The 13,059-nt window shown below is 46.4% G+C and carries 9 protein-coding genes and 3 tRNA genes; 10 read left to right on the top strand and 2 right to left on the bottom strand.

All coding sequences use genetic code 11. From position 1 onward, the window contains the following. Nucleotides 1–4: 4 nt before the first annotated feature. Nucleotides 5–733: a M48 family metallopeptidase gene (locus QTL79_RS10680; RefSeq protein ID WP_346354954.1), complete on the bottom strand. Its 729-nt coding sequence runs from the start codon at nt 731–733 to the stop codon at nt 5–7. A 249-nt stretch (nt 734–982) separates the two neighbouring features. Further along, nucleotides 983–1,070, bottom strand: a tRNA-Leu gene (locus QTL79_RS10675). 364 nt (nt 1,071–1,434) lie between these two features. Between QTL79_RS10675 and QTL79_RS10670 the strand changes: the two genes are divergently transcribed. From QTL79_RS10670 to QTL79_RS10625, 10 genes are all read left to right on the top strand, one after another. Next, nucleotides 1,435–2,556, top strand: coding sequence for a two-component system sensor histidine kinase NtrB (locus tag QTL79_RS10670; protein ID WP_346354953.1), 1,122 nt, complete (start codon nt 1,435–1,437; stop codon nt 2,554–2,556). 217 nt (nt 2,557–2,773) lie between these two features. Continuing rightward, on the top strand, nt 2,774–5,374 hold the full coding sequence (gene polA / locus QTL79_RS10665; RefSeq protein WP_346354952.1) for a DNA polymerase I: 2,601 nt from the start codon (nt 2,774–2,776) through the stop codon (nt 5,372–5,374). Nucleotides 5,375–5,397: 23 nt separating this feature from the next. Then, nucleotides 5,398–6,240: a DNA-formamidopyrimidine glycosylase gene (gene mutM, locus QTL79_RS10660; protein ID WP_346354951.1), complete on the top strand. Its 843-nt coding sequence runs from the start codon at nt 5,398–5,400 to the stop codon at nt 6,238–6,240. After that, a complete protein-coding gene (gene coaE / locus QTL79_RS10655) occupies nt 6,237–6,830 on the top strand; it encodes a dephospho-CoA kinase (protein ID WP_346354950.1) in 594 nt (197 codons plus the stop codon). Before mutM ends, coaE begins: the two co-directional genes overlap by 4 nt. 37 nt (nt 6,831–6,867) lie before the next feature. Next, nucleotides 6,868–7,434: a lytic transglycosylase domain-containing protein gene (locus QTL79_RS10650; protein WP_346354949.1), complete on the top strand. Its 567-nt coding sequence runs from the start codon at nt 6,868–6,870 to the stop codon at nt 7,432–7,434. Between the two features lie 4 nt (nt 7,435–7,438). Continuing rightward, a complete protein-coding gene (locus tag QTL79_RS10645; RefSeq protein ID WP_346354948.1) occupies nt 7,439–9,055 on the top strand; it encodes a peptide ABC transporter substrate-binding protein in 1,617 nt (538 codons plus the stop codon). Nucleotides 9,056–9,125: 70 nt separating this feature from the next. Continuing rightward, nucleotides 9,126–9,211 (top strand) — tRNA-Leu (locus tag QTL79_RS10640). 27 nt (nt 9,212–9,238) lie between these two features. Continuing rightward, nucleotides 9,239–9,322, top strand: a tRNA-Leu gene (locus QTL79_RS10635). A gap of 220 nt (nt 9,323–9,542) precedes the next feature. Next, nucleotides 9,543–11,681: a peptidase domain-containing ABC transporter gene (locus QTL79_RS10630; RefSeq protein ID WP_346354947.1), complete on the top strand. Its 2,139-nt coding sequence runs from the start codon at nt 9,543–9,545 to the stop codon at nt 11,679–11,681. A gap of 4 nt (nt 11,682–11,685) precedes the next feature. Continuing rightward, nucleotides 11,686–13,059 (top strand): HlyD family type I secretion periplasmic adaptor subunit, encoded by a 1,374-nt coding sequence (locus QTL79_RS10625; RefSeq protein ID WP_346354946.1) that lies wholly within the window; start codon nt 11,686–11,688, stop codon nt 13,057–13,059.

Here is a 13,059-nt window from a genome sequence, read left to right as displayed (position 1 = left end):
AATGTCAGATTGACAATCCAGGAGGTGCTTTTAATTTAGAAGAAAGATTTAGCGGCAGAAACAATTGGTTGCCGTGGAGACGAAGCCACTTGCGGTGTTGGCGAAAATCTGGATCGTGTTGAGCGACGACTTGCCAAAATGCTTGAGAGTGATTGGGAACGTGTAGATGCGCAAGTTCGTGTATCACAATATAATCAAAAATTTGGGGAGGCGCCATGATTAGACGCCAGTTATAGCGGATTGAGGCTGAGTGGGGGGAACAACTCCCCCAACGCGTTTTTAGATCGCGAATTGAGATGTGCCGAACGGATACGGATAATAATAGGCAGAAATGGGCCGTGCGTTCGCGGAACAATTCAATGGATTCGCGGATCAGACATTCTTCAAAGTGGCTTGCGGCGGTATCCTGAGCCGGTACGGTTAAATGGATGGTGCCATCATCTTGCAATTGGAAAAATGCCGCTTTGCATGCGGGGACAATTTTGAGGATGATATCATACAGTAGGCCGCGATAGTAAATGGCGTTATCGGGCGCTTTTTCGGCGGCGGGTGGGGCAGGCAAATGATCCCGATAATTTGCTAACAATTGTTGTAATTTTTCTGGTTTTGCGCCAATCGGTGAACGGATTTCTACACAGCCGTCAGCGCGCATGATGAATGAAACGTAACGGCGGCGCGGGTGGTAGACGATATGATGTGGGATGGGGTGATCAAGAAAAGAGAGTCGTTTCATTGTAAATATCCTGAAATCATTTCAGAGCCCAGCCTTTCTGTTTGCGCAATATTTCGGAACAATTTCAAACGTTAGCGAAGAGTGGGGGCAGCATACAAAATTACAATTCATCTATTGGTTCGTCATTTTACAAGTGGATTCGACATTGAAAGAGTGTCTTCCTTTGCATCTAGAATAGTGAGATAATCCTTTAAATGGTAAGTAAAAAAACCTTTCTTGTTATTAACAAGAAAGGTTTTGCAGTAGAGATGGTGCCGAAGGCCGGACTCGAACCGGCACGTGGGGCTACCACGCTTGATTTTGAGTCAAGTGCGTCTGCCAATTCCGCCACTTCGGCGTAAGCAATGTTGCAACTTACATATGTAATAATAACAGGTGTTTAGGGGTAATGTCAATGCTTTTTTATACTTTTTATGTTATCTTTTAAAGTTTTTTTCGCGGTTGATGATGGAAGCGTTCTTTATTATGAAGCAGAGAAGAAAATACTGCTGCGAGGATAATAAAAAAGAAAAGAGAAAAACGAATAAATGGAACATATTACCAACGGGTGGCAGATATAAGGTCTTGACCATTCTGTCAGTTTTTAGCGAAAAGTATTTTTTCACAAATGGAGGATAAAGAGTGAGGTAGTTCGAAGTAAGTTTATACAAAGAGAATTGCCAAACGAATAGAAATGCTTAGCAGTAGAGGAGTGACCATCCATGTACATTTCTTCATTGGTGGAAAGTCGCTTATTGCAGTTGAAAAATCCATTGGAATACACAGCGCATTTAGAACAAGGGCGGAGCGGAATGATCCAGTTGGACGCCGACGGACGGATTTTGAATTTCAATCAGGCGGCGAGCCAAATTTGTGCTCTGGAAAAAGAGATTGTCATTGGACAACGTGCTGACATCGTATTTCAAGGGTATGGCGATAAGTTTCTGCGTGTCTTTGATATGACGAACCAGGAAGAAATCAACAGCCTTAATATCCGTATCAAAGGGCGGAACGTATGTTTGGAAATTGATCGACTGCTATTAGCTGGTGAGGGACGACCGTCCGGCATGGTGGTTATTCTTAATGATGTATCTTCGACGTATGCTGGAATCAAGCAATTGCAAACGGTGCATATGCTGCACAGCTTAGGTGAATTGGCTAAACAGCTGTTTGATATTAAAAGTTCTTCGATTGGTGAAGTGGAAAGTTACATGCGCTTGATTCTTGCGCGCGTGAGAGAAAACGGAAGCAGTGAAAGCAGTCATTTGCTCAAAAGGGCGATTAACGAAACCGTTCATATTAATACGGTGGTGCGTGAATTGTTGTTTATGGCTAACTCGCCAATGTCGAAAAAAGCGGGTGTTACGATTAATAGCTTGCTCGACGAAGCTGCGTTACTGGTGTTTCGCGGCTTGGGTGGTGAAAATGTAAATTACAATAAAAACTTGGCGAATGGTTTACCTGATTTGTACGGTGATGCTAACGCATTAAAACAGGTTTTTATTAATATCATGCAGAATGCTTTAGAGGCGATGACGGCGGAAGGCGTGCTGACCGTTAAGTCATGGCTTGATGCGGAAAAAAATATGATTGTCATAAACATCGCCGATACAGGTGTGGGCATCCCAAAAGATGTGATGGAAAGAGTGTTTGAACCGTTTTACGGTACAAAGGATCACCATGCAGGATTAGGATTGGCATTTGTAGAACGGATCGTTCAAGAACATCATGGAATTGTTCAGATTGGCCCGGGTGAGCGCAAAGGGACGAATGTGCTGATCTATCTGCCAATCACAGGAACTGTCACAGGGGGGAGAAAGCTTCGAGGGAGGAGTATCCAGTAATAGACGCAGTGATTGCCGAGGCTATCTGTATTGACAGTGCACGGTGTATCCATTAATATTAAATTCATAAAGCTGCTAACGAATAACAACTCTTGCCGGGAGTGATCAGTGGTGAGAGTTGTTTCTTTTTATGAGCCTGCATATTTTTAATTGCATGCAGCATATACTCCGTTTTAAAAAGCCCCTTTAGAATTTGTTTGATGCGGGAGGGTGAAAAATGGGCCGGACTTTTTATATTATTGACGGCAGCAGTTTAATGCATCGTGCGTTTTACGCATTACCGTTGCTGACTGCGCCGGGCGGTATCCATACTAACGCTGTTTATGGTTTTACCACAATGTTGCTTGGCTTATTGGCGGAGCGAAAACCAGATATTGTCGCGGTTGCTTTTGATAAGAGTCGAATAACGTTTCGAACCGGATTGTATCAAGAATATAAAGCGCATCGGCAAAAAACGCCGAGTGAATTGTCGGAACAGTTTTCTTTAATGAAAGAAATGCTTTCCGCTCTCGGTATTCCCAATGTTGAAATGGATGGCTATGAGGCGGACGACATCATTGGTACTTGGGCTAAACAGGCGGCGGCACAGTCGGATCGAGTTTATATCGTAACTGGTGACCGCGATGCACTGCAATTGATTGATGCGAACATTAGCGTGTTATTAACGAAAAAAGGCTTGTCGGATTTGCAGGAGTATGACACGGGGCGTTTCGCCGCAGAATATGGCGTTAGTCCATTGCAACACATTGATGTAAAAGGATTAATGGGAGATTCTTCCGATAATATACCGGGAGTAGCTGGCATAGGAGAAAAGACAGCGCTTAAAATGATCCAAGCCTTTGGCAGTGTGGAAAATGTACTCGCTAATATAGACAAGATATCAGGGAAGAAGACGCAAGCAACATTGCGCGAAGAGAGTGAACTTGCCAGACTTTCAAAACAGTTGGCAACGATTCATTGTGAAGTGCCGGTCGAATTACCAAGAAGCGGGGGCGTAAGCCTGACGGATGAAAAGAAGCTGAATGAACTGCGTCAATTATTCAAAAAACTGGATTTTAAAAAGATGGAACAGCGCATGGAAGCTTTGCAGTTAATTTCTTTTCAAGCGACAGCTACGACGCCGGTATCCGAAGAAATTTTGCTGTATGAGACGGATGCGACAGAGGTTCTTGCTAAAGCCAGAGCAACAAAAGAGATGTATTTAGTTGCTGCCTATACGAGAAAAATACCGGAGCTGAAGTTTGCGAATCTGGTTGTCGTGGCGGATGATTTGCTGAGTTGCATCACGCCTGAGGATAAGGCTTGGCCGGAATTGTTGCGTTGTCTGGCCGATGCGACGATTAGTAAGGTGGTACATGATGCGAAAAGGTTCTATGCGGCCTCTATATTAGAGCAGGTTGCGGTAGAGGGTGTGTGCTTTGACATCATGTTGGCGGCTTATCTCCTGAATCCCTCTGGCGGAAAATATGATTTGGCGACGCTGCAGCGTAAGTATCTTTCAGGAAGCGAAGAAGAGGAATTGTCGGCAGCGCAAAAAGGACATGTGTGTAAAGCGCTATATCCGCTTTTGCAGGCAGAACTAAAGATGAATGGAATGGCGACGCTGCACACGGAAGTGGAACTGCCTCTTAGCCAAGTTTTAGCAGAAATGGAATGCTGCGGCATTGGCGTTGATTCGGAAGCGATTAAGAGGATGACACAAGAGCTGTCATTGCGCTTGGATGAGCTGCAGCAGCAAATTTATTTGTTTGCGGGTGAAGAATTCAACGTGCATTCACCAAAACAACTTGGACAAATTTTATTTGAGAAATTGCAGTTGCCGGTAGGGAAGAAGACAAAGACAGGATACTCGACAGATGCCGAAGTGCTGGAAGGCTTGCGTGATAAACATCCGATGGTGGATCACCTTCTGGAATATAGGGTGCTCGCAAAACTGAAGTCCACTTATTTGGATGGCCTGCTATCGCTTGTCGACCCGAGAACGAAAAGAGTGCATACGACTTTCAATCAGTGTGCGACAGCCACTGGACGACTCAGCAGTTCGGAACCGAATCTGCAAAATATACCGGTTCGTACAGAAATAGGTCGACGTATTCGGCAAATGTTCATACCACAGGATGATTTTACTTTGTTGATGGCGGCCGATTATTCGCAAATTGAACTTAGGGTTTTGGCAGAAATGTCGGATGACCGGAATATGCAGGATGCTTTTTTAAAGGGTCAGGATATTCATGCGCGAACAGCCGCAGAAGTTTTTGAAGTCCCGTTACTTGAAGTAACGAGTGAGATGCGCTCGCGCGCCAAAGCGGTTAACTTTGGCATTGTTTATGGCATTAGCGACTATGGATTGTCGCGTGATATTGGCGTAATGCGCAAAGAAGCAGCTTTGTACATTGAAAACTATTTTGCCAAATATAAAGGCGTAAAAGAGTACGTTGATGAATTGATTCAAGCTGCAAAACGCGATGGCTATGTGTCAACTGCTTTTGGCCGCAAGCGTTATCTGCCGGAAATCAATAGTTCGAATTTCAACCTGCGTTCCTTTGCAGAGCGCATGGCGATGAATACGCCGATACAAGGAACGGCCGCGGACATTATAAAAAAAGCCATGATCGAAGTGCAAAAACGTATTAAGGCAGCGGGGCTTCGGAGTCGAATGCTTTTACAAGTACATGACGAACTGGTGTTTGAGGTTGTGCCGGAAGAAAAAATTCAAGTAGAAACGTTGGTTAAGGAAACAATGGAAACGTGCGTGTCGTTTCGCATTCCGCTTATGGTACAAGTCAGCAGCGGTAAGGATTGGGCATCTGCTAAATAAAACACGAAAATAGAGGTGGAGATATGCCGGAAATGCCGGAAGTAGAAACGGTGCGCCGTAGTCTGGAAGCGAAATTGATTGGAAAAACAATTACAAAAGTCGAAGTCAGACTGCCGCGTCTAATCAAGACTTCCGGTGCGTCTGCTTTTTGTGACGGTTTAGAAGGACAGACGATTCTTGAAGTGCGCCGTCTTGGCAAAGGGCTGCTCCTTGTTTTGTCAGGCGAGCGGGCTCTTGCAATACATTTGCGTATGACGGGGCGTTTATATGTGCGACGTGAAGTGGGGACGAAAGAAAAGTTTGTTCGCATTCTATTCAGCCTGGATAATCAGGAAGAGTTGGTTTATGAAGATGTCCGGACGTTTGGCACCTTGCACTTAGTTAAACTGTCTGAAATAAAACAGATCCCATATCTGAAGAATTTGGGCCCGGAACCGCTGAGTGAAACTTTTACATTAGCCTATCTGACGGAAACTATGCGAAAAAGTCGTGGCAAGATCAAAGGCTTTTTATTGGATCAGAGAAAGATTGCAGGACTAGGCAATATTTATGTCGATGAAGCGCTTTACCAAGCACGCTTACATCCATGTCGAATCGCGAATGGTGTGAGTGAAACAGAGCGGGAACACTTGTTTGTCGCAATCAATGAGATTATTGCGGCTGCGATTAAAAATCGCGGTACAACATTTCGTGACTATGTGGATGGCGAAGGTAAAAAAGGACACAATCAACTCTTTTTAAAAGTGTATGGTCGTGCCGGAGAGCCTTGTGAAAGTTGCGGAACTTCAATTAGCCGTAGCGTAGTGGCGGGGCGAGGAACTCATTTTTGTCGTTGCTGTCAGCCGGAAAAGGAGGTTCTTCGATGATTAAGATCGGACTTACTGGCGGCATCGCCAGTGGCAAGAGCACCGTAGCGGGCATGTTGCGCGAATGTGGCATTATCGTTATCGATGCGGACGAAATTGCACATCGCATTATGGAACCTGGTCAAACGGCCTGGCAGGAAATTGTTGCTTGGCTTGGGCGGGAGATTTTGACGACAGATGGAATTATTGATCGGCGGCGTTTAGGCGACATTATATTCACTGATCCTACTGCGCGTGCAAAATTGGAGGCGATAACGCATCCGCGTATTTGGGCTGTCATGAATGATGCGGCGACGCATTACGCTGCGCAAGGCGTGAAACAGGTAATACTCGACATTCCGCTTTTGATTGAGTGCAATTGGCAAGAAAAGGTGGATGAAATTTGGCTGGTGTATGCTTCGCAGCAGCTTCAACTGGAACGTCTGCAGGCACGCAATCACTTGAGCAAAGCGCAGGCGTTGGCGCGAATCCATGCGCAAAAAAGCATAGAAGAAAAACAGAAGGTTGCCGATGTAATCATTGATAATAGCGGTGATTTGGCGAAGACAAGAGCACAAATAGCGATACTATCTGCTCGGCTTCTGTTATAATAGTGGTCTGAGTGAAAAGGTAACAAGTGGGGTTGATATGGTTTTGAAGGCGAAAATAATCGGTGGGCTGTTGATAGCAGCAGTTTTACTGTGCTTTACATATAATTGTGACTGGTTTCAGCGAAGTTTTATCTATCCGCTGCCATATAAAAATTCTATAGAACGCTATGCCTCAGAATATGGCGTCGATCCCTGTTTGATTGCCGCAGTAATCAAAAATGAAAGTAAATTTTCTGCGCAAGCCAGATCTAACCGCGGTGCGATTGGATTGATGCAGTTAATGCCGGAAACGGCGATGTGGATTGCAGGGCAACAGAAAAAAGATGGCTTTCAAGTCAGCGAATTGAATGACCCCGATAGTAATATCAAGATGGGGGTTTGGTATATTGCTTCGCTACAGAAAGAGTTCGATAACAATGAAGTATTAGTATTAGCCGCCTATAACGGCGGTCGCGGCAATGTGAAAAACTGGATGTTGCAATATGGTTGGACGATGCAGTTTGCTGATATCAATCAAATACCCTATCCGGAAACACGTCGCTATGCGGAACGGGTGCTGAGCAGCAAACAGCGCTATCATCAGCTTTATGCAGAGGGAAAGTGAGCAAATGATAAAAAAAATCATGGCCGTCGCACTATTGGCATTGACAATAGCCGGATGCGGCAAGCAGAATATCGAAATAACGACGCCGAACAGTAAGCCGCAAGCAGCCAGTGGGAGGCTTACGATTGCCAGTCTGCAAGAACCGAATCTGCTTAATCCCCTGTTGGCGGAAAATGAAGCAGCGTACGATGTTGACCGGTTAATTTATAGCGGCTTGCTTTTCTGTGATGATAAAGGAAGCTGGCAAGCGGATCTTGCTCTCGATGTGCCGAGCAGTCAAAATGGAGGCATCAGTCAAGACGGCAGGGTACTGACCTATCATTTGCGTCCTGGAGTTGCTTGGCATGATGGCGTTGCATTTACAGCTGATGATGTAAAGTTTACTTGGCAAATGATCATGAGTAAAAAGCTGAAAATTTCGCGTGACGGATACGAGCAGATCAGCGGCATTGACACGCCGAATCCGACAACGGTTATTGTACGATTCAAAGATCCGTACCCGGGATACTTGAGCTTGTTTCCTTTTCTTATGCCAAAACATTTATGGGAAAAAGAAGCGGACTGGTTAAAGAGTCCTTTAAATCGTGCGCCAATTGGCACGGGGCCTTTCAAATTTGTTAATTGGCAACTGGCAGAACAAATCGAATTGGAAGCCAATAGCTCGTATTATCGAGGGAAACCGCGTCTAAACAAAATTAATTATAAATTTGTCACAGATAACGATATTTTATTAAACCAACTGAAAGTCGGTGAAGTAGACATCGCAGTGAATTTGCCATTCGCATCAGCTGACCAGGGTCGCGCTGTTTCAGGCAGCAAAAGTGTGTTGGTGCCGACTGGAATATTGGAAGAATTGGCGATCAATTTGGACTTGCCGCAATTTCAGGATGCAAATGTCAGGATGGCGATGGATAAGAGCATTGACCGTCCCGGTATCGTCAGCCAAGTCTTGAAAGGTGTCGCGCATGTAGCGGCCGGGGATCAACCGATGGGAGCCTGGGCGCTACGAACAGATCTCAAAGCGGGTACGCGCGATGTTTCGGCGGCGAAAGAGTTGCTGGCGCAGAGTGGCTGGACGCAAGGACCGAATGGCGTCTGGGAGAAAAACGGTAAAAAACTTGCTTTTTCAATTCAAGTGCCAAGCGGCAATAAGTTGCGCGAGCAGGTGGCTTTTTATCTTGCGAGCCAATTGCGTGAAACCGGCATGCAAGTGGAAGTCCAGACGGTTGATGAACAATTGTTCTTTAATGAACGCCTGCCGATGCGACGCTTCGAACTGGCGTTGTTTGCACTTGTAACTAACGAAGAACCGGACAATTATGATCTTTGGAACAGTTCACAAATTCCGACAAGCAAGAATGGTTATGGTGGTCGAAATTACGCCGGTTGGCGTAATCAAGAGGTCGATCAATTGACGTTGCTAGGGCGTCAAACGTTTGATTATCAAACACGAAAACAGTACTATGGTCGCATACAAGAATGCATGATTGACGATGTGCCGATCGTGCCGCTCTATTTTCGTGCGGCGCTCGATGTAGCGAAAGAATCGGTACAAAATTATCGCCCGCTGCCATGGAAAGGCGGTCGATTTTGGAATGCTTGGGAAATAGAGATGAAATAAAATAAAAAAGCATTGACGATTACATAATATATGTGGTAATATATATATGTCGCTGAAAGGCGGAAAACATGCGGTCGTGGCGGAACGGCAGACGCGCTAGCCTCAGGAGCTAGTGAGGGCAACCTCGTGGTGGTTCAAATCCACTCGACCGCACCACTTAATTTCATAGTTACTTACCCCAATGCGGTTGTGGCGGAACGGCAGACGCACCATCTTGAGGGGGTGGCGGGGAGACCCGTGTGGGTTCAAATCCCACCAACCGCACCAAAAATCATTTAAAAGCTTGCAAAGTAATTTGCAAGCTTTTTTTACTTCCAACATTATATTGGCGAGCATAAAAATTTAAATGGTTGGATTTTTGCAAATATTTCACAGTGATTTTGGTCAATAAACTTTAATAATATTGATTCGGGGAAAATATATACTATAATTATTTGGTATTGATATACGTATTTTACAATTTTATTAATAAGCTTGAGGTGCATAAATGGAGCCAACAGATAAGGAGAAGCAAAGTGAACAGTTGCATACGGCGGCGTTATCATTGGGTGTCATTGCCAAAACATTGGGCATTGGGATAGCAGATGAGCAGATATTAGAATGGCTTAAATCGAGTGCGGGAGAAGTAATTAGCACTAGAATTATTTTTACTGCGAAAAGATTAAAACTAAAAACAAAACGTTATAAGCTGACGAATGCTGAAACATTGCAGAAAATCGCGGTACCTGCGATTGCTGAAATGAAGGATCAACAATATCTTGTGATTGGCCGTAATGACGGAAAAACTATTATGATTTTTGATCCAAAAGAAAAACGTGGACAGGCTATGCCTGTGTTTGACTTTGTGCAAAACTGCAGCGGAATTGTTATTACGCTGCAAAAACCATTTTCGCTTAAGGAATTAGGACGACGTTTTAATCTTGAATGGTTTTGGCCCGTCTTGGTGCGTTATAAAAAAATCTTTGTTGAAATTATCTTAGCATCTTTTTTCCTCCAAATTTTCGCTTTAGCAACTCCGTTATTTACCCAGGTTATCATTGACAAGGTTTTAGGGCAAAAAGGCATTTCGACGCTTGACGTACTCGGGATCGTATTCTTGATTGCAGCAGTATTTCAGTGTGTAATGGGCATCTTGCGTACGTATTTATCCTCACACACCACGAATAAGATAGATATGATTTTAGGTGCGCGTTTGTTCAGGCATTTGACTGCATTGCCGCTGCGTTATTTCGAATTACGGCGCGTCGGCGACACTCTGACGCGGGTGGCGGCACTGAACGGAATTCGCGAATTTTTGACTGGCTCGGTATTGACCGGCGCTCTTGATGCGTTTTTTTCGCTTGTTTTTGTCTTAATTATGTGGTTTTACAGTCCGGGTATGACGTTGTTAGCGCTGCTGGCTGTACCGCTGTACATTGTGCAAAACGTCTATGCGACGCCGCTGTATCGAGAACGGTTGGAAAAATCCTGGGCAGCTGGAGCGGAAAACAATGCGTTTCTTGTGGAAACGGTAACGGGCATGCAAACGGTAAAAGCGTTGGCTTTGGAGCCGCAATTCAACTACCGCTGGGAAATGCTTGTGGCAAAATATATTCGCACGTCATTTAACAATGCGACGCTCGGTATTGGGCTTAACAGCGCGGGAACGGCGATTCAGAGCATCGTTAGCTTTGCGATTTTATTTTGGGGCGGCCACAAAGTCATGGACGGCCAGATGACGATCGGCCAGCTAGTCGCATTTCAAATGCTGGCCGGTCAGGTTGGCGCCCCAATCTCAAGGCTCAGCGGCATGTGGCAGCTGTTTCAGCAGACGGCGCTGTCGGTCGAGCGACTCGGCGACATTTTGAATACGGCGCCGGAAATGTTCCAGCGCAAAGGCGATATCCCAGCGCAATTGAATGGTGCGATTACGTTTGAAAGAGTAGCGTTTCGCTACAGTCCGGACGCGCCGCTGGTGCTGAATGAAACAACATTGGCGATTGAAGCGGGAATGAAGATCGGCATTGTCGGTCGTTCCGGTTCCGGCAAGAGTACGATCACCAAGCTGATGCAGCGGCTTTATCTGGCGGAAGCAGGAACAATCCGGCTCGACGGAATCGATATGGCGGAGATTGATCCGCTGTGGCTGCGTCGGCAAATCGGCGTAGTGCTGCAGGAGAACTTTCTGTTTAACGGCAGCGTACGCGAAAACATTGCCTTGGCGCGTCCAAGTGCTTCGATCGAAGAAGTCATTCAGGTGGCCCGGCTGGCCGGTGCGCATGAATTCATTCTGGAACTGGCTGAGGGGTATGACACGATGGTCGGCGAGCGCGGTTCGTCTCTGTCAGGCGGTCAGCAACAGCGCATTGCGATTGCGCGAGCGCTGCTTAACAATCCGCGGATTATTATTTTTGACGAAGCGACCAGTGCGCTCGATTACCATTCAGAGCGGATCATTCTCGACAACATGGAGAATGTGGCGAAAGGACGCACGCTGATCATGATCGCGCATCGCCTGTCGACGGTTCGCAAATGCGATCGGATTTTCGTCGTCGAAAAAGGCGAAATTGCGGAGCAGGGCACGCATGACGAATTAGTGGACAAGCAAGGCATTTATTATCGTTTGCAGCAACAACAGGAGGGCTGAGGAAATGTTCAAAACATGGAAACAAAAATGCCGGCAGTTCTTCCTGCAGGAAGGTCCGGATTGGGGTAAAGAAGAGACCGAATTTCTGCCGGCGGCGCTGGAGGTTGTCGAAACGCCGCCATCACCGGTCGGACGGATTGTGCTGTGGACGCTGTTTGCAGTAGTTGTTTGTGCGTTGATTTGGTCGATTCTCGGCAATGTCGACGAAGTGGCGATTGCGCCGGGCAAGGTGATGCCGATCGGTTATGTCAAAACGCTGCAAGCGGAAGATAAAGGAATTATAAAGAAAATTTACGTCAAGGAAGGGCAGCGCGTTTCCGCCGGCGAACTGCTGCTGGAATTCGATACGACAGTTACCGCGGCGGATTTGGAGCGTCTGAAGAAAGAAAGCGCCTATCTGCAGCTAGAAATCGACCGCTTGCTGGCCGAGCGCGACGGTTTGCCGTTTGTGCCGGATATGCAAAAATATCAGGGGATTGAAGCGAAAGATCTGGCCTATCAGCAAAGCTTGTATGGAAGTCGGCTGTCCGAGTACCGGACAAAGATGATGTCGGCGCAGGCGAACCTTGCGCAAAGCGAAGCGGCGCTACGTTCTGCGCTGGCTACACAGGATAAACAGGTCGGCTTATTCGCGATTGCGCAGGAAAAGGAACGGCGGATTGAGAGCTTAGTCAATGAAAATGCGGTGGCTACATTTACGCTGTTTGACCATCAGGCGAAACGGTTGGAGTTGCAACAGGACATCAGTGCGCAGGCATCAGAAATCAGCCGTTTGCAATGGGGGATTGTGCAAAGCCAGGAAGCGATTCAACTGACGCAGGCGGAACGAATGCGTGATGTGACGACGAAATTGGTCGATGATCAAAAGCAATTTCAATCCTACAGCGAAGAATTGAAAAAAGCTCAAAATAAAGATCTGCTGACACGCGTGGTTGCGCCGATGGACGGCCGCGTCAGCCAGTTGGCGCTGCATACGGTCGGAGGAATCGTGACGCCGGCGCAGCCGTTGATGGACATCGTGCCGGAAGATGCCGAATTGCTAGTCGAGGCTTGGGTTGCAAACAAAGATATCGGCTTTGTGCAAATCGGTCAAGCGGCGGAAGTGAAAATAGAGACGTTCAGCTTCCAAAAATTCGGTACGCTTGATGCAGAGGTAACGGACATCAGTCCCGATGCGACCGAAGACAAGGATAAAGGACGGGTGTATCGCGTGCTGCTGAAGCTGAAACGGGCCTGGGTTGAAGTGAACGGTAAAGAAGTGGCATTGACGTCGGGGATGACGGCGACCGGCGAAATCAAAATCAGGCAGAAGCGCGTGATCGAGTTCTTCCTCGATCCGTTCCGGCAGTACAAGAGCGAAGCGTTACGGGAGCGATAA

It is taken from the genome of Azotosporobacter soli (assembly GCF_030542965.1).
In the GTDB taxonomy this organism is placed as follows: domain Bacteria; phylum Bacillota; class Negativicutes; order SG130; family SG130; genus Azotosporobacter; species Azotosporobacter soli.
The sequence above is the reverse complement of the archived record's forward strand: the minus strand, read 5'-3'. Positions and strand labels throughout refer to the sequence as shown.

What these genes read in the sequence shown, in the direction of transcription:
- QTL79_RS10680 (WP_346354954.1), bottom strand. Translation starts at nt 733, where the DNA reads ATGAAACGACTCTCTTTTCTTGATCACCCCATCCCACATCATATCGTC.
- QTL79_RS10670 (WP_346354953.1), top strand. Translation starts at nt 1,435, where the DNA reads ATGTACATTTCTTCATTGGTGGAAAGTCGCTTATTGCAGTTGAAAAAT.
- polA (WP_346354952.1), top strand. Translation starts at nt 2,774, where the DNA reads ATGGGCCGGACTTTTTATATTATTGACGGCAGCAGTTTAATGCATCGT.
- mutM (WP_346354951.1), top strand. Translation starts at nt 5,398, where the DNA reads ATGCCGGAAATGCCGGAAGTAGAAACGGTGCGCCGTAGTCTGGAAGCG.
- coaE (WP_346354950.1), top strand. Translation starts at nt 6,237, where the DNA reads ATGATTAAGATCGGACTTACTGGCGGCATCGCCAGTGGCAAGAGCACC.
- QTL79_RS10650 (WP_346354949.1), top strand. Translation starts at nt 6,868, where the DNA reads ATGGTTTTGAAGGCGAAAATAATCGGTGGGCTGTTGATAGCAGCAGTT.
- QTL79_RS10645 (WP_346354948.1), top strand. Translation starts at nt 7,439, where the DNA reads ATGATAAAAAAAATCATGGCCGTCGCACTATTGGCATTGACAATAGCC.
- QTL79_RS10630 (WP_346354947.1), top strand. Translation starts at nt 9,543, where the DNA reads ATGGAGCCAACAGATAAGGAGAAGCAAAGTGAACAGTTGCATACGGCG.
- QTL79_RS10625 (WP_346354946.1), top strand. Translation starts at nt 11,686, where the DNA reads ATGTTCAAAACATGGAAACAAAAATGCCGGCAGTTCTTCCTGCAGGAA.